16 protein-coding genes are annotated in these 16,958 nt (G+C 70.7%); 10 read left to right on the forward strand and 6 right to left on the reverse strand.

All coding sequences use genetic code 11. From position 1 onward, the window contains the following. The first annotated feature begins 12 nt into the window (after positions 1–12). The 3 genes from BN977_RS27495 to BN977_RS27505 are packed head-to-tail and all read left to right on the forward strand — an operon-like array spanning position 13 to position 3,935. Positions 13–1,497 (forward strand): MFS transporter, encoded by a 1,485-nt coding sequence (locus tag BN977_RS27495; protein WP_036403038.1) that lies wholly within the window; start codon positions 13–15, stop codon positions 1,495–1,497. Further along, positions 1,494–2,168 (forward strand): VOC family protein, encoded by a 675-nt coding sequence (locus BN977_RS27500; protein ID WP_036403041.1) that lies wholly within the window; start codon positions 1,494–1,496, stop codon positions 2,166–2,168. Before BN977_RS27495 ends, BN977_RS27500 begins: the two co-directional genes overlap by 4 nt. A gap of 24 nt (positions 2,169–2,192) precedes the next feature. Next, complete coding sequence (locus BN977_RS27505) at positions 2,193–3,935, forward strand: proline--tRNA ligase (RefSeq protein ID WP_036403043.1); 1,743 nt, start codon at positions 2,193–2,195, stop codon at positions 3,933–3,935. 3 nt (positions 3,936–3,938) lie between these two features. On the opposite strand, the gene BN977_RS27510 is transcribed toward BN977_RS27505, so the two are convergent. Both BN977_RS27510 and BN977_RS27515 read right to left on the reverse strand, forming a co-directional pair. Next, entirely contained in the window at positions 3,939–4,442 is a 504-nt protein-coding gene (locus tag BN977_RS27510; protein ID WP_024453057.1) for a ferritin-like domain-containing protein, read from the reverse strand. Then, a complete protein-coding gene (locus tag BN977_RS27515) occupies positions 4,439–4,960 on the reverse strand; it encodes a hypothetical protein (protein ID WP_036404589.1) in 522 nt (173 codons plus the stop codon). Before BN977_RS27515 ends, BN977_RS27510 begins: the two co-directional genes overlap by 4 nt. Before the next feature lie 151 nt (positions 4,961–5,111). On the opposite strand from BN977_RS27515, the gene rimP reads away from it, so the two are divergent. The 7 genes from rimP (at position 5,112) to BN977_RS27545 (ending at position 12,746) form a co-directional block, all read left to right on the forward strand. Beyond that, complete coding sequence (rimP, locus tag BN977_RS27520; RefSeq protein WP_036404592.1) at positions 5,112–5,648, forward strand: ribosome maturation factor RimP; 537 nt, start codon at positions 5,112–5,114, stop codon at positions 5,646–5,648. Next, positions 5,645–6,646 carry a transcription termination factor NusA gene (gene nusA / locus BN977_RS27525; RefSeq protein ID WP_036403046.1) on the forward strand — a complete coding sequence of 334 codons (1,002 nt, stop codon included), beginning with the start codon at positions 5,645–5,647 and terminating at the stop codon, positions 6,644–6,646. Before rimP ends, nusA begins: the two co-directional genes overlap by 4 nt. A gap of 130 nt (positions 6,647–6,776) precedes the next feature. Continuing rightward, positions 6,777–7,052 carry a YlxR family protein gene (locus BN977_RS32090; RefSeq protein ID WP_234709676.1) on the forward strand — a complete coding sequence of 92 codons (276 nt, stop codon included), beginning with the start codon at positions 6,777–6,779 and terminating at the stop codon, positions 7,050–7,052. Positions 7,053–7,153: 101 nt separating this feature from the next. After that, positions 7,154–9,949, forward strand: a complete 2,796-nt coding sequence (gene infB / locus BN977_RS27530; protein ID WP_036403048.1) for a translation initiation factor IF-2 — start codon at positions 7,154–7,156, stop codon at positions 9,947–9,949. A gap of 2 nt (positions 9,950–9,951) precedes the next feature. Next, positions 9,952–10,443, forward strand: coding sequence for a 30S ribosome-binding factor RbfA (gene rbfA / locus BN977_RS27535; RefSeq protein ID WP_024454083.1), 492 nt, complete (start codon positions 9,952–9,954; stop codon positions 10,441–10,443). Continuing rightward, on the forward strand, positions 10,418–11,416 hold the full coding sequence (locus BN977_RS27540) for a DHH family phosphoesterase (protein ID WP_036403050.1): 999 nt from the start codon (positions 10,418–10,420) through the stop codon (positions 11,414–11,416). The genes rbfA and BN977_RS27540 overlap by 26 nt, the downstream gene beginning before the upstream one ends. Then, positions 11,409–12,746, forward strand: coding sequence for an MATE family efflux transporter (locus BN977_RS27545; protein WP_036403053.1), 1,338 nt, complete (start codon positions 11,409–11,411; stop codon positions 12,744–12,746). Before BN977_RS27540 ends, BN977_RS27545 begins: the two co-directional genes overlap by 8 nt. A 12-nt stretch (positions 12,747–12,758) precedes the next feature. Here the strand turns inward: BN977_RS27545 and deoC are convergent, their stop codons facing one another. Genes deoC through BN977_RS27565 form a run of 4 tightly spaced genes read right to left on the reverse strand, consistent with a single transcriptional unit; the run spans position 12,759 to position 16,954 of the window. Then, positions 12,759–13,448 (reverse strand): deoxyribose-phosphate aldolase, encoded by a 690-nt coding sequence (deoC, locus tag BN977_RS27550; RefSeq protein WP_036403055.1) that lies wholly within the window; start codon positions 13,446–13,448, stop codon positions 12,759–12,761. A gap of 47 nt (positions 13,449–13,495) precedes the next feature. After that, positions 13,496–14,503: an ABC transporter permease gene (locus BN977_RS27555; RefSeq protein ID WP_036403057.1), complete on the reverse strand. Its 1,008-nt coding sequence runs from the start codon at positions 14,501–14,503 to the stop codon at positions 13,496–13,498. Beyond that, positions 14,496–15,980, reverse strand: coding sequence for a sugar ABC transporter ATP-binding protein (locus BN977_RS27560; protein WP_036403059.1), 1,485 nt, complete (start codon positions 15,978–15,980; stop codon positions 14,496–14,498). Before BN977_RS27560 ends, BN977_RS27555 begins: the two co-directional genes overlap by 8 nt. Then, positions 15,974–16,954, reverse strand: coding sequence for a sugar-binding transcriptional regulator (locus tag BN977_RS27565; protein WP_036403062.1), 981 nt, complete (start codon positions 16,952–16,954; stop codon positions 15,974–15,976). Before BN977_RS27565 ends, BN977_RS27560 begins: the two co-directional genes overlap by 7 nt. Positions 16,955–16,958: the final 4 nt, after the last annotated feature.

Genomic DNA, 16,958 nt, shown 5'->3' on the forward strand with positions numbered 1-16,958 from the left:
GGGTCGGGTGTCATGTCGGCGTCAGACCGTGCTGTCCCGCGCTTGTCCGACCGTGTGCTCGGGGTCGCCATCGTCGCGATCACCGGCATGCAGCTGATGTCGACGCTGGACGGCACCATCGTCATCGTCGCGCTGCCCCGCATGCAGGCCGAGCTGGCCATGTCGGATGCCGCCAAGAGCTGGGTGATCACCGCCTACGTGCTGACCTTCGGTGGCCTGTTGCTGCTCGGCGGCCGGGTGGGCGACGCCATCGGGCACAAGCGGGCGTTCATCTCCGGGGTCGGCATCTTCACCATCGCCTCGCTGGTGTGCGGGCTGGCCACCGAGCCGTACACCCTGATCGCCGCGCGGGCCGTGCAGGGTGTGGGTGCCGCCGTGGCCGCGCCCACCGGCCTGGCGCTGATCGCCACCACCTTCGCCGTCGGGCAGGCCCGCAATCAGGCATTGGCGGTGTCGGCGGCCATGCAAGGCCTCGGGTCGGTGCTGGGCCTGGTGCTCGGCGGCGCGCTCACCGGGCTGTCGTGGCGGCTGGCCTTCCTGGTCAACGTGCCGATCGGCATCGTGATCGTCTGGATCGCGGTGACGAAGCTCGCCGAGACCGGCCAGGCCCGGCTCAAGCTCGACGTCACCGGGGCGCTGCTGGCCACCATGGCCTGCACGTGCGCGGTGCTGGTGTTCACCCAGGGCCCGCCGCTGGGCTGGACCGATCCCTGGGTGATCGGCGCCGCGGTGGCGGCCGTGGTGTTCTTCATCGCCTTCCTGATCGACGAGCGGGGCGCGGACAACCCGCTGGTGCCGCTGTCGATGTTCGACAACCGCAACCGGGTGGCCTCCTTCGCCGCCTACTTCCTGGCCGGCGGGGTGATGCTCACGCTGAGCGTGATGATCGGCCTGCTGGTGCAGGACGTGCTCGGCTATTCGCCGTTGCGGGCCGGGATCTGCTTCATGCCGTTCGCGCTGGCGTTCGTGGTCGGCAACGTGGTGGCCACCCGGCTGGCGCCGCGGGTGGCACCGCGATGGGTGATCATCGGCGGCGGCGCGCTGGTGCTGGCGGCGATGCTGTTCGGCTCCACGCTGGACCGGTCCATCCCGTACTTCCCCGACCTGTTCCTGCCGGTGGTGGTGGGCGGCGCCGGCATCGGCGTCATCTCGGTGATCCTGCCGTTGTGCACGCTGGCCAAGGTCGGGCCCCGCGAGATCGGCCCGGTGTCGTCGGTGACGCTGATGGTCTACAACCTGGGCGGGCCGCTGGTGCTGGTGGTCATCCAGGCCGTGCAGACCTCCCGCACCCTGTACCTGGGCGGCACCACCGGACCGGTCGGGGAGATGACGCCGGCCCAACTGGACGCGCTCGGGCACGGCTACACCTACTCGTTGCTGTGGATCGCCGCGATCGCGGTGCTGGTCGGGGCGGCGGCCCTGTTCATCGGGTTCTCCGCCCGGGATATCGCGCGGGCCCAGCACACCAAGGAAGCCGTGGACGCGGGGGAGTTATGACCGACGAAACACTGCCCACCCGCCGGCAGATCTCCGATGCCGTCGCGGCCGCGGGCTGGCGGCTGGTGCTCGGCGCGTTGTACACCGAGGTCCGGGTGCCGTCGCTGGCCGAGGCCGCCGCGGTGGCGGCTTCGGCGGCGAGGGCGGCCGGGGCCGCCGAGCCGCAGCACCTCGGCATCGATCTGCGGGCCGACCGCGCGGTGCTGCGGCTGCGCTCGCCGCAGGGCGTCAACCGCGCCGACATCGCGGCCGCCCACGCGATCACCACCGCGCTGGCCGCCGACGGTCACGCCACCACCGCCGGTGCGGTGTCGGTGCAGGCGCTGGAGATCGCCATCGACGCGCTCGACATCCCGGCGGTGCGACCGTTCTGGAAAGCCGTCACCGGCTACGTCGACGAGACCGGCGCCTCGGATCTGACCGCCGGGCTGGTCGACCCCACCGGCCGCGGACCCGCGATCTGGTTCCAGCAGATGGATGCGCCGCGTGCCCAACGGAACCGCATCCATCTGGACGTCGACGTGCCCCACGACGAGGCCCCGGCCCGGCTGGAGGCGGCGCTGGCGGCCGGTGGCAGGCTGCTCTCGGACCGGCGCGCGCCCGCCTTCTGGGTGCTCGCCGACGCCGAGGGCAACGAGGCGTGCGTCTGCACCTGGCAGGGGCGTGATTGAGTCATCCGGCTAGGCTGGCCCGCTGTGATCACCCGGATGTCCGAACTGTTCCTGCGTACCCTGCGTGATGATCCCGCCGATGCCGAGGTGCCCAGCCACAAGCTGCTCATCCGCGCCGGGTACGTCCGCCCGATCGGACCGGGGTTGTACAGCTGGCTGCCGCTGGGACTGCGCGTGCTGCGCAAGATCGAAGGCATCGTCCGCGCCGAGATGAACGCGATCGGCGGGCAGGAGATCCTGTTCCCGGCGTTGCTGCCGCGCGCCCCGTACGAGACCACGAATCGGTGGACGGAATACGGCGACAACCTGTTTCGGTTGCAGGACCGCCGTGGGAACGACTATCTGCTCGGCCCCACCCACGAGGAGCTGTTCACCCTCACCGTCAAGGGCGAGTACTCGTCGTACAAGGATTTCCCGGTACTGCTGTACCAGATCCAGACCAAGTACCGCGACGAGGCGCGGCCCCGCGCGGGCATCCTGCGCGGGCGCGAGTTCGTCATGAAGGACTCCTACTCCTTCGACGTCGACGAGGACGGCCTCAAGACCGCCTACCACGCGCACCGCGAGGCGTATCAGCGCATCTTCGGCCGGCTCGGCGTGAAGTACGTGATCGTGTCCGCGGTGTCGGGGGCCATGGGCGGCAGCGCGTCCGAGGAATTCCTGGCCGAGAGCCCGATCGGTGAGGACACCTTCGTGCGCTGCCTGGAATCCGGGTACGCCGCGAACGTGGAGGCGGTGCTCACCGCCGTCCCGGAGACGCGCCCGACCGAGGGCTTGCCGGCGGCCGTCGTGCACGACACGCCGGACACCCCGACCATCGCCGCCCTGGTCGACTGGGCCAACGCGACGCTGCCGGGAACCACCACCGCCGCCGACACGCTGAAGAACGTGCTGCTCAAGGTGCGGGAGCCGGGCGGGGACTGGGAGCTGCTGGCCATCGGCGTCCCGGGGGACCGCGAGGTCGACGACAAGCGCCTGGGCGCCGCGCTGGAACCCGCCGAGTACGTGCTGCTCGACGATGCCGATTTCGCGGCCAACCCGTTCCTGGTGAAGGGATACATCGGACCGAAGGGGTTGCAGGCCAACGGGGTTCGCTACCTGGTGGATCCCCGGGTGGTGGACGGCACGGTCTGGATCACCGGTGCCGACGAGTTGGGTAAGCACGTGGTGGGCCTGGTCGCCGGGCGTGATTTCACCCCGGACGGCACCATCGAGGCGGCCGAGGTGCGCGACGGCGATCCGTCCCCCGACGGCGCCGGCGTGCTCACCTCGGCCCGCGGTATCGAGATCGGGCACATCTTCCAGCTGGGCCGTAAGTACACCGACGCGTTCGCCGCGGACGTGCTGGGTGAGGACGGCAAGCCGGTGCGGTTGACCATGGGCTCCTACGGCATCGGGGTGTCCCGGCTGGTCGCGGTGATCGCCGAGCAGCACCACGACGAGCTGGGCCTGCGCTGGCCGGCGTCGGTGTCGCCGTTCGACGCGCACGTGGTGATCGCCAACAAGGACGCGGCCGCCCGGGCCGGCGCCGGCGAGCTGGCCGCCGAGCTGGACCGGCTGGGCCTTGAGGTGCTGCTCGACGACCGCACGGCCTCTCCCGGCGTCAAGTTCAAGGACGCCGAACTGCTCGGTGTGCCGTGGATCGTGGTGGTGGGGCGCGGCTGGTCCGACGGGGTGGTCGAGCTGCGCAACCGGTTCACCGGCGAGACCCGCGAGATCGCGGTGGACGGCGCGTCGGCCGAGATCTCGACCCTGCTGCGCGGGTAGCCCTTACTCGCTGCCGCCCGGGAACGCGAGCGTGACCGGGGCGGCGCCGAGCACCTGGCTCCACCGCGCGGCGAGCACCGCGCTCTGGGTCAGGGCGGTCACGGCGAACGAGCGGTCCTCGGGGGAGGTGGCCTGTTCGAGCACCGCGCGCCAGGCCACCGCGGTGTCCTCCTCCATCCGGACCGCCAGTTGGGCGGCCTGGGTCGGATCGGACACCTCCAGCGGCAGCTGGTAGCCGACGGCGGGCAGCGGGACGGCAACCTTGCGGGCGGTCAGCCGGGCGATCGCCTGCTCGCGCCGCTCCCGGTGCTGCGCCATGGCGTCCGCCACCAGGTCGTTCTCGTCGGGGGTGGAGTGTGCCGACACCACGCCGTAGCCGTAGATGGCGCCGTGCTCGGCGGCCACGGCATCGAACAGCGCGGCATCGGCCGGATCGCCGGGCCGGTTCGGGTCCGGGGTGGTCGTCGGTGTCTGGGTGGTCGACGGTGTCGGCTGGGGCGAGGTCATCGGGCCTGCCCGGGATCGGCCAGCGCCACCTGGTAGGACGCCGTGCACGCCGCGGCGATCGAGCCGAGCAGCCCGGCCCGGTATCCGGACAGGGTGGCCGCCAGGCGCGCGGCGCTGTCGGCCGAGGTGTGCAGGGCCGCGGTCACGTCGGCCACGGTGGGGGCCGGGGCGGGCGCGGCCGACGTGGGTTCCGAGGTGGCCGTCGAGGACGTGGTGGGTGTCTGGCCGCCGGTGATCCGGGTGATCTCGTCGGAGAGCGCCCTGGCGTGGGCGGCGCGCACCGAGGCCACGGCGGTCAGCGCCGGCACCACCCGCGGCCGCGCCGTGGTGGCGGCCAGTCCGGCCAGCCGGCTGTCGGCGTGCGCGCGCTCGAATTGCGCTACCAGATCGGCGAGTTCGGGTGGCGGGGGAGCGGGTGCGCAGGCGGCCGCCGTGCCGAGCGCGGTCAGGACCACGCCGGCGGGAAGCGCCGTGACCAACAGCCGCCGGCGGGAGATCGTGGGCAAAGCGCTCGGCACGCCCACATCCTGCCATGGCGGGCGGGGTGGTCGGCCCGTCCGGCTGTTCGTTTGGCCAAAGCGGCGGCACGCCTGGCGTATCGTTTGGTAACCGATTCCTCGGGCCATGCCCGCGGAATGTGTCCGCACAACTCAAGATGAGGAGCTCGCCGTGGCACCGGATGTCCCGCTGCTGCCGACGCAGCAGCAAGTGCTCGAGCTACTCGACGGTGAGTTCGCGCGCGCGGGTTACGAAATCGAGGACGTGGTGATCAACGCGTCGGTGCGACCGCCGCGCATCACCGTCGTGGCCGACGGCGACGACGGCTTGGACCTGGACACGATCGCGGCCCTGTCGCACACCGCCTCCCAGGCGCTCGACACGCTGGACAGCGGCGCGACAGCCCCTTACGTGCTGGAAGTCACATCGCGCGGGGTCGATCGGCCGCTGACCGAGGAGAAGCACTTCCGGCGCGCGCGCACCCGCAAGGTGGAGGCGGTGCTCACCGACGGTTCGTCGGTGACCGGGCGCATCGGCCACACCGGCGACGGCGCCGTGCACCTGGTGGTCAACGACCGCGGCAAGCTGTCGGTTCGGCCGATCCAACTTTCCGATATCACCAAAGCTGTTGTACAAGTTGAATTTTCGCCGCCCAATCAACGTGAATTGGATCTGGTGGAGCAGTCCGGAAAGGGGAGCGACGCGTGAACATCGATATGGCGGCGCTACACGCCATCGAAGCCGACAAGGGAATCTCGGTCGACGTCGTCGTCGAGACCATCAAGTCGGCGTTGCTGACGGCCTACCGACATACCGAAGGCCATGAGGCCGACGCCCGCATCGACGTCGACCGCAAGACCGGCGTGGTGAAGGTGATCGCCCGCGAATGTGACGGCGACGGCAACCTCATCAACGAATGGGACGACACCCCAGAGGGTTTCGGACGCATCGCGGCCACCACGGCGCGCCAGGTGATCCTGCAGCGACTGCGCGATGCCGAGAACGAGCGGATGTACGGCGAGTTCGCCGCGCACGAGGGCGATATCGTGGCCGGCGTCGTGCAGCGCGACGCGCGGGAGAACACCCGCGGCAACGTGGTGGTGCGGGTCGGGACCGAGGCCAAGGGCTCCGACGGCATGATCCGGCCGGCCGAACAGGTGCCCGGCGAGCGCTACGAGCACGGCGACCGGCTGCGCTGCTACGTCATCGGCGTCAGCCGCGGGGTCCGCGAGCCCAAGATCGAGCTGTCCCGCACGCACCCCAATCTGGTGCGCAAACTGTTCGCGCTGGAGGTGCCGGAGATCGCCGACGGCTCGGTCGAGATCGTCGCGGTGGCGCGCGAGGCCGGGCACCGGTCCAAGATCGCCGTCACCTCCAAGGTGCCCGGGCTGAACGCCAAGGGCGCCTGTATCGGGCCGATGGGCCAGCGGGTGCGCAACGTGATGAGCGAGCTGTCCGGGGAGAAGATCGACATCATCGACTTCGACGCCGATCCGGCGCGGTTCGTCGCCAACGCGCTGTCCCCGGCCAAGGTGGTGTCGGTGACGGTCATCGACGAGACCACCCGGGCGGCCCGGGTGGTGGTGCCGGACTTCCAGCTGTCCCTGGCCATCGGCAAGGAGGGGCAGAACGCCCGGCTCGCGGCGCGGCTCACCGGGTGGCGGATCGACATCCGCAGCGATGCCGCCGAGCCGGGAACCGCGTGAGCCCGGCCGTCCCCGACACGCGATTCTGTCTGCGCGAACGGTGACGGTAGACTGAGCCGTGATCCAGCGCGAGACTCCGATTTCCCAGCCTCGTGCGCACCGTAGCCCTGATGGACCGGTGCGGACGTGTGTGGGTTGCCGGAAGCGAGAGTTGGCCGTCGATCTGCTTCGGCTGGCCGCTGTCCTCGACGGACCCGGCCCTTACGCCCTGACCGTCGACCCAGCGGGTAGCCTGCCTGGGCGGGGTGCGTGGTTGCATCCCGACCGGCAATGCCTCGAAGCGGCGATCCGGCGGCGGGCCTTCGCCCGAGCGTTACGGATCACCGGTTCACCGGAGATTTCCGCGGTGGTCGAGTACGTCGAAGCAATTCGGCCACCCGACCGCCACGGGCAAGAGAACAGGTAGCGAAGAACATGAGCACACCGTGAAGTCCCGATGACCATGCGTCATAGCTAAACCCGAGGCGCGGCCCTACTACCGCTGTCGCCTCCAGACGAGGAGATGTAGTGGCAGGTAAGGCCCGCGTACACGAGTTGGCCAAGGAACTCGGTGTCACCAGCAAGGAAGTGCTCGCCCGGCTTAGTGAACAGGGCGAATTCGTCAAGTCGGCATCGTCGACGGTAGAGGCCCCGGTGGCCCGCCGGCTGCGGGAGTCGTTCGGCGGCGGCAAGCCCGCCAAGACCGCCCCCGCGGCGAAACCGGCCGCATCCTCGGGCGCCGGCCCGGTGCCCGGCCCCCGGCCCGGTCCGAAGCCGGCCCCCGCCGCGCCGGTCGCCGCGCCGCCGGCCGCTCCGGCGGCCTCCGCCCCGGTCGAGGCGCAGCCCGCGCAGCGTCCGGGTCCGCGGCCCGGCCCGGCGCCGACCCCCGCCGCCCCCACACCGGCGGCTCCCGCGGCCTCGGCCGCCCCGGCCCCCCCGGCCGGGCCCGCCGAGGTCCGCCCGGATGCCCGCCCCGGCCCGCGTCCCGGCCCCAAGCCGGCACCGCGTGCCCCGCGCGTCGGCAACAACCCGTTCTCGTCCCAGCAGCCGGTCGAACGGCCGGCCCCGCGTCCGGCGGCCGGCCCCGGTGGCCCGCGCCCCGGCCCGGGTGCCGGTGGCCCGCGTCCGGGCCCGCGCCCCGGTGGCGCCTCGCCCGGCAACATGCCGCCCCGTCCGCCCGGCGCCCGTCCCGGCGCCGTCGGCCGGCCCGGTGGTCCGCGTCCCGGACCCGGCGGCGGTCCGCGCCCCGGTCAGGGTGCGCGTCCCGGTGGTGGCGGCGGTAACTACCGCGGCGGTGGCGCCGGCGGTGGTGCCGGTGCCGGTGCCGGCGGTGGTGGTTTCCGCGGTCGCCCCGGTGGCGGCGGTGCACCCGGTGGTGGCGGTGGCCGCCCCGGTCAGCGCGGCGGTGCCGCGGGTGCCTTCGGTCGCCCGGGTGGCGCCCCGCGGCGCGGTCGCAAGAGCAAGCGCGCGAAAAGGGCCGAATACGAGAACATGCAGGCCCCGGTCGTCGGTGGCGTGCGGTTGCCGCACGGCAACGGCGAGACCATCCGGCTGGCGCGCGGTGCTTCGTTGAGCGATTTCGCCGACAAGATCAACGCCAACCCGGCCTCGCTGGTGCAGGCGCTGTTCAACCTCGGTGAGATGGTCACCGCCACCCAGTCGGTGGACGACTCGACGCTCGAGCTGCTGGGCAGCGAGATGAACTACGTCGTGCAGGTGGTGTCCCCGGAGGACGAGGACCGCGAGCTGCTGGAGTCCTTCGACCTCACCTACGGCGAGGACGAGGGCGGCGAAGAGGACCTGCAGTCCCGGCCGCCGGTGGTCACCGTCATGGGTCACGTCGACCACGGCAAGACCCGACTGCTGGACACCATCCGCCAGGCCAACGTCCGCGAGGGCGAGGCCGGTGGTATCACCCAGCACATCGGTGCCTACCAGGTCAGCGTCGAGCACGACGGTGCCGAACGGCTCATCACCTTCATCGACACCCCGGGTCACGAGGCGTTCACCGCCATGCGTGCCCGCGGTGCCAAGGCCACCGATATCGCGATCCTGGTGGTCGCCGCCGACGACGGCGTCATGCCGCAGACGGTGGAGGCGATCAACCACGCGCAGGCGGCCGATGTGCCGATCGTGGTGGCGGTCAACAAGATCGACAAGGAAGGCGCCGATCCGCAGAAGATCCGGGCGCAGCTCACCGAGTACAACCTGGTGGCCGAGGACTACGGCGGCGACACCATGTTCGTCGACATCTCGGCCAAGCAGGGCACCAATATCGAGGCGCTGCTGGAGGCCGTGCTGCTGACCGCGGACGCGGCGCTGGACCTGCGGGCCAACCCCGACATGGAGGCCCAGGGTGTGGCGATCGAGGCGCACCTGGACCGCGGTCGCGGCCCGGTGGCCACGGTGCTCATCCAGCGCGGCACCCTGCGGGTCGGCGACTCCGTCGTCGCAGGCGACGCGTACGGCCGGGTGCGTCGCATGGTCGACGAGCACGGTGACGACGTCGAGGAGGCGCTGCCGTCGCGGCCGGTCCAGGTGATCGGTTTCACCTCGGTGCCCGGTGCCGGCGACAACCTGCTCGTCGTCGACGAGGACCGCATCGCCCGCCAGATCGCCGACCGGCGCAGTGCACGTAAGCGCAATGCGCTGGCCGCGCGCAGCCGCAAGCGGATCAGCCTGGAGGACCTGGATTCGGCGCTGAAGGAAACCAGCCAGCTGAACCTGATCCTCAAGGGCGACAACGCCGGTACGGTCGAAGCCCTCGAAGAGGCGCTGCTGGGTATCCAGATCGACGACGAGGTGGAGCTGCGCGTCATCGACCGCGGTGTCGGTGGCGTCACCGAGACCAACGTCAACCTGGCCTCGGCCTCGGACGCCATCATCATCGGCTTCAACGTCCGGGCCGAGGGCAAGGCCACCGAACTGGCCAACCGCGAAGGCGTGGAGATCCGCTACTACTCGGTGATCTACCAGGCGATCGACGAGATCGAGAGCGCGCTCAAGGGCATGCTCAAGCCGGTCTACGAGGAGAAGGAGCTCGGCCGCGCCGAGATCCGCGCCATCTTCCGGTCGTCGAAGGTCGGCAACATCGCCGGTTGCCTCGTGCAGTCGGGCATCATGCGGCGCAACGCGAAGGCCCGCCTGCTGCGCGACAACGTCGTGGTGGCCGAGAACCTCACCATCTCGTCGCTCAAGCGGGAGAAGGACGATGTCACCGAGGTGCGCGACGGGTACGAGTGCGGTCTGACGCTCACCTACTCCGACATCAAGGAGGGTGACGTCATCGAGACGTACGAGCTGGTCGAGAAAGCGCGGGTCTAGTAGTGGCTGATCCAGCTCGCGCCAAACGGCTCGCCAAGCGGATCTCCACGATCGTCGCCTCGGCCATCGAGTACGAGATCAAGGATCCCCGCCTGGCGGGAGTCACGATCACCGACGCGAAGGTGACCGCCGACCTGCACGACGCCACGCTGTACTACACGGTGCTGGGGTCGACGCTGGAGGACGAGCCGGACTACGCCGGAGCCGCCGCGGCGCTGGAGAGCGCCAAGGGTGTGCTGCGGTCCAAGGTCGGCGCCGGCACCGGGGTGCGGTTCACCCCGACGCTGGCGTTCGCCAGGGACACGGTGCCCGACGCCGCGAACCGGATGGAAGAGCTGCTGTCCCGGGTCAAGGCGGCCGACGCCGACCTGGCCCGGGTCAGGGAGGGCGCCGTGCCGGCCGGGGAGGCCGACCCGTACCGTGTCACTGGGGCGGAGGACGACCGTAGAAGCTCGGCTGAGGACACCGGTGACGACGACCGATTCGACGATTGAGGTAGCGGTACCAGGCGCCAGAGTCGACGCCCACGGCGCCGCCGAGCTGTGCGCCGCCGCCCACACCATCGTCGTGATCTGTCACGTGTACCCGGACGCCGACACCATCGGTGCCGGGCTGGCGCTGGCGCAGGTGGCCGTGGCCGCCGGTAAGGACGTCCAGGTCAGCTTCGCCGCGCCGGCGCAGCTGCCCGAATCCCTGCACAGCCTGCCGGGGGTGCACCTGCTGGTGGCACCCGAGGAGGTGCGCCGGGACGCCGACCTCGTCGTCACCGTCGACATCCCCACACCGAGTCGACTGGGCAGCCTCGGCGAGCTGGCCGACGGCCGATGCGCGGTCCTGGTCATCGACCATCACGCGTCCAACGCGTTGTTCGGCACGGCCAACTACGTCGAGCCGTCGGCGGATTCGACCACCATGATGGTGGCCGACCTGCTCGACGCCTGGGGTAAACCGATCGACGGCCCGATCGCGCACTGCCTGTACGCGGGGCTGACCACCGACACGGGCTCGTTCCGGTGGGCCAGTGCCCGGGCGCACCGGCTGGCCGAACGGTTGCTGGGCATCGGCGTCGACAACGCCGCGATCAGCCGCACGCTGATGGACACCCATCCGTTCGAGTGGTTGCCGATGCTGTCGCGCGTGCTGGGTTCGGCCCGGCTGATCGCCGACGCGGCCGCCGGCGGGGGACTGGTGTATGCCGTTGTGCCGCACGCGGAATGGCGCAAGGCGCGGTCCGAGGAGGTGGAGAGCATCGTCGATATCGTGCGCACCACCGCCGAGGCCGAGGTGGCCGCGGTGCTCAAGGAGACCGAACCCGGGCAGTGGTCGGTCTCGATGCGCTCCAAGACCCTGGACATCTCCCGGGTCGCCGGCGGATTCGGTGGCGGCGGTCATCGCCAGGCCGCGGGATACACGGCCACCGGCAGCGCCGACGAGGTGGCGGCCGCGCTGCACCGCGCACTTGACTGATCCGGCCGGCGGCGGGTCGGCCGATGAACCGGCCACCGCCCGGCGGATCGCCGGCCTGGCGCTGCCCGCGCTGGGCGTGCTCGCCGCCGAACCGCTCTACCTGCTGTTCGATATCGCGGTCGTCGGGCGCCTCGGCGCGCTGAGCCTGGCCGGACTGGCGATCGGTGGTCTGGTGCTGTCGCTGGTCTCCTCCCAGGGCACGTTCCTGTCGTACGGCACCACCGCCCGCTCGGCGCGGTTCTTCGGTGCCGGTGACCGCGGCAGCGCGGTGCGGGAGGGAGTGCAGGCGACCTGGCTGGCGGTGGGGCTGGGTGTGCTGATCGTGGCCGTGGTGCAGGCCGCCGCGGTGCCCATCGTGTCGGTGCTGGCCGACGGCGGTGCCATCGCCGCCGAGACGCTGCCGTGGTTGCGCATCGCCATCTGCGGGGCGCCCGCGATCCTGATCTCGCTGGCCGGAAACGGCTGGATGCGCGGCGTGCAGGACACCGCACGGCCGCTGCGCTACGTGGTGTTCGGGTTCGCCGTGTCGGCGGTGCTGTGCCCGCTGCTGGTGTACGGCTGGCTGGGGTTGCCGCGTCTGGAACTGGAGGGATCGGCCGTGGCGAACCTGGTCGGCCAGTGGACGGCGGCACTGCTGTTCTGCCGGGCGCTGTTGGCCGAACGGGTGCCGCTGCGGGCCGATGTCACGGTGCTGGGCTCGCAGTTGGTGATGGGCCGGGATCTGCTGGTGCGCTCGTTGGCTTTTCAGGTGTGCTTTGTGTCGGCGGCCGCGGTGGCCGCGCGGTTCGGTGCGGCCGCGGTGGCCGCGCACCAGGTGGTGCTGCAGCTGTGGAGTTTCCTTGCGCTGGTGCTCGATTCGCTGGCCATCGCGGCGCAGTCACTGGTGGGCGCGGCGCTCGGTGCGGGTCATCTGGGGCATGCCAAGTCGGTGGCGTGGCGGGTGACGGTGTTCTCGACGGTGGCGGCGGTGCTGCTGGCCGCGCTGTTCGCCGCCGGCGCGCCGGTGGTGCCGGCATTGTTCACCGACGACCGGTCGGTGCTGGACGCCATCGACGTGCCGTGGTGGTTCCTGGTGGCGCAGATCCCGATCGCCGGTGTGGTGTTCGCGATCGACGGGGTGCTGCTCGGTGCCGGGGACGCGAAGTTCATGCGCAATGCGACGCTGGGCAGTGCGCTGGCCGGGTTCCTGCCGTTGATCTGGCTGTCGCTGGCGTTCGGCTGGGGCCTGGCCGGCATCTGGTCCGGGCTGTCCACCTTCATGGTGCTGCGCCTGATTTTCGTTGGCTGGCGGGTGTTTTCGGGCCGTTGGCTGGTGGCCGGGACGGGTTGATGGTCTCGCGGCTCAGTATCCCGAAGCGTCACCGGTGTCGGCCAGCAGCGCCCGCGAACCCGACACGCCCAACCGGGTGGCGCCGGCGGCGATCATGGCCCGGGCCTGCGCCAGCGTGCGCACCCCGCCGGAGGCCTTGACCTGAAGGCCCGCGTCGCGCACGGTACGTGACATCAGTTCCACCGCGTGCACACTCGCCCCGCCGGCGGGATGGAAACCGGTGGAGGTCTTCACGAAATCGGCCCCGGCGGCCACCGCCGCCCGGCACACCCCGACGATCTCGTCGTCGGTCAGGGCCGCCGACTCGATGATCACCTTCAGCACGGTCGGCGCCGGCGCCGCCGCCCGCACGGCCGCGATGTCGGCCTGCACCGCGTCGAACGCGCCGGCCTTGGCGGCGCCCACGTCGATGACCATGTCGATCTCGTCAGCGCCGTCGGCCACCGCACCGGCGGCCTCGGCCGCCTTGATCCCCGAAGTGTGCTTGCCGCTCGGAAAACCGCACACCGCAGCCACTTTCAGTCCGTCGGGCACGCTGATCGGCAGCATCGACGGGGATACGCACACCGAGTAGGTGCCCAGCTCGGCGGCCTCGGCTATCAGGGCGGCGACGTCGGCGGGCGTGGCCTCCGGCTTGAGCAGGGTGTGGTCGATGATGGCCGCCACGTCGTTCGTGGCGGAACGGTCTGAGGTGTCGGTCATCGGTGTCCTTCGTGTCGTATGGGTTAAAGAGGCGTCGGGGAGATCGGTCAGGCCGCGCGCTTGGACTGCCGGTCGAGCAGGTAGTTCATGATCAGGGCCGCGATCAGGATGAGGCCGGTGACCAACATCTGGAAGAACGAGCTGAGCCCCAGCAGGTTGAACAGGTTGCGCAATACCGACAAGAGTAGAACCGCGATGAAAGTGCCGAGCACACCGCCCTTCCCGCCGAACAGGCTGGTGCCGCCGAGCACCACCGCGGCGATCGCGTCCAGCTCCAGGCCGGTGTTGGCGGTGGGCTGGCCGATGGTCAGCCGGGCGGTCAGCAGCACGCCGGTCAGCGCGGCCAGGCCGGAGCAGATGACGTACGCGGCGGTGGTGATGCGCTGCACCGGCAGGCCGGACAGTCGCGCGGCCTGCGGATTGCTGCCCACGGCATAGATGTGTTCACCGAACGTGGTGCGGCGCAACATGAATCCGACGACGAGTGTGGTGGCCACGAAGATGATGCCGACCACCGGGATGCCGGCGATCGAACCGGCACCGAGAAACCGCAGGCCCATCGGGATCTCGGCGGTGGTCGGGGTGCCGTTGGTGGTCAGGTAGGTCAGGCCGCGGATGCTCTGCATGCCCGCCAGCGTCACCATGAACGCCGGCAGCGCGAGATAGGCACTCAGGCCGCCCATCACCCCGCCCAGCACCAGGCCCGCCGCGATCGCCAGGGCCATGGCCACCGGCCAGGGCACCCCCATCCCGATGAGCAGCGCCACCAGCATTCCCGACAGTGCCGCGACGCTGCCGACCGACAGATCGATACCGGAGGTGAGGATCACCACCGTCATCCCGATGGCGACGATGCCGGTGAGGCTGGACTGCTGCAGCAGGTTGGCCATGTTCTGGCTGGTGAGGAATTGCGGAGCGGACACCGACGCCACCACGAACAGGGCGATGAAGATGAACAGCAGGTTGAACCGCATGATGAGGTTGCGGCGCGGCGCCCGGCCCGCAGGGGCCGTGACGGGACCGGGTGAGGTGGGGCGGTTCATCAGTTCAGTCATGGGTGGGCTTCGTTCTTCCGGTGACGATGCAGCGGGCGATGTCCGCTGCCGGGGTGATTGCGGGGTGATATTCGGCGATGTTGCGGCCCTCGTGCATGACCCAGATGCGGTGGCAGTTCTCGGTGAGTTCGCTGAGCTCGCTGGAGGCCATCACGATGCCCACCCCGGAGTCGGCCAGCGCGTGCACCTGCTCGAACAGATCGGCTTTGGCGCCGATGTCCAGGCCGCGGGTGGGTTCGTCGAGCAGCAGCAGCTCCACGCCGCGGGCCATCCACTTGGCCAGCACCACCTTCTGCTGGTTGCCGCCGGAGAGTTGACCGACGGGCTGACCCAGGCCGGCGAACTTGACGCCGAGACGCTGCAGTGGTGGCTCACACACCTGCCGGGCCCGGCCCAACGGATTGATCCGGCGTCCTTCCAGGGTCGCGATGGCCGCATTGCGCAGGATCGACTGTTCCAGGAACAGGCCCTGGCGCTTGCGGTCCTCGGGTACCAGTCCGATCCCGAGGCCCACGGCCGCTCGCGGCGTCAGCGACGTGATCGACCGGCCGGCGACGGTGATGTCCAGATCTGCCTTGCGGTCACCGAAAAGGGTTGCCAGCAAGGTTGATCGGCCCGATCCGCCGAGGCCGGCCAACCCGACGATCTCGCCGCGGCCGACGGTGATGTCCCGCACGTCGATCAACGCGGGCACCGCGGCGCGGTGCACGTGCAGCAGTGGTTCGGGCACGGTGCCCAGGTGCCGCCGCGGCGGCCGGGTCGCCACCGGCCGGCCGATCATCGCCTCGACGAGCTGCTCCTTGGACACCGATGCGATGTCGAACACGCCGACGGTCGCGCCGTCGCGCATGACGGTCGCGCGGTCACCGATTTCCTTCACCTCGTCGAGGCGGTGCGAGATGTAGATGACCGACTTGCCGGCGGCGGTGAGCTCCCGGATCACCCGGAACACCGCGGCCAGGTCGTGTTCGGTCAGGGTGGCGCTGGGTTCGTCCATCACCACGATGCGGGCCTCGGTGGTCAGGGCCTTGGCGATCGCGGTGAGCTGCTGGTCGGACACCGACAGCTCACCGACGACGCTCGACGGGCTGAAGGTGCCGCCGACGCGGGCGATGGCCGCCGCGGCCAGCCGATCGCGTTGTTTGCGGGCGACGAACGGACCGCGCCGCGGTTCGTGACCGAGGAACAGGTTCTGGGCCACGGTCAGATCGGGTACCAGGTCGAGTTCCTGGTAGATGGTGTTGATCCCAGCCCGCACCCCGTCCAGCGGGGACGCGAACGTCACCGCGGTGCCGTCGAGGGTGATGGTGCCGGCATCCGGGGTGTAGGAGCCGGACAGGATCTTCATCAATGTGCTCTTGCCCGCGCCGTTTTCACCGAGCAGGCAGTGCACCTCGCCCTCGGCGACCTCCAGGTCGGCACCGTCACAGGCCTTGGTGCCGGGGAAGGACTTGACGATCCCTGTCATCTTCAGCATGGCAAGCCTCCACCCACCGCGGCGGCGCTCTGCTCGAGAACCGTGGTGGCGGTGGGTTCGTCGGTGATCAACACGGAACACAGGCCGCTGTGCAGGGCGGCGCGCACCACGGGCACCTTGTCCGGCCCGGCCGCGACCGCGATCGCACAGTTGGCGTTGCGCACGTCGTCGAGGCCCAGTCCGACTGTCCTGCTGTCGATTCCGGGATGTGCGATCTCCCCGGCCGCGGTGATGTAGTGCGCCAGCACATCGCCGATGGCCCCGCGCGCCTCCAACTCACGCAGTTCCGCAGGCGTCACCGCGCCGGACTCCACCAGCACCGAATTCGGTGCCAGCGCCCCGAGGGAGAACAGCAGGGCGTCGGCGCTGCGCGCACCGCTGAGCACATCGACGACGAAGCCTTCGGCGTACAGGGCGTCGCGGGTCTCGATCCGTTCCACGATCGCCGGCACGGGCAGCAGGGTGGCCCGGCCGTTGCCGCTGTGCGCGATGCCGGTGGCGATGTTGGCCGCGGTGGTCGGGCGCACCGAGCGGCTGACCCCGCCGTTGGCCTGGATCACCTCGATGCCGCTGGTCCAGCCGGCCGGCAGCACGGCGGCGATGTGCTGCAACGTGTTTCCCCACGACACCGCCAGCGTGGTGATCCAGGAGGCGTTGGCCTTGAGATACCCCACCGCGGCGGCGGCGATATGACCGTCGGTGCCGGGTGTGTCCGGCCCGGGCACCACGATGCATTCCCGCAGCCCGAATTCGCTGCGCAGGGCGACCTCCAGGTGGGCGCGGCGGGCCTGCGGGTGCACGATCCGGATCTGCACGATACCGACCTCACGGGCCTCGTCGAGCAGGCGCCCGACCTTCCACCGGGTCAGGTGCAGTTCGCGTCCGATGTCCTCCTGGGTGCGGCCGTGCTCGTAGTAGCACTGTGCGACGTGCAGCAGCAGTTCGGTGTGGCTTCGGTCTGCCGGATGCGCCATCAGC

The sequence above is a fragment of the Mycolicibacterium cosmeticum genome, assembly GCF_000613185.1.
GTDB lineage: Bacteria > Actinomycetota > Actinomycetes > Mycobacteriales > Mycobacteriaceae > Mycobacterium > Mycobacterium cosmeticum.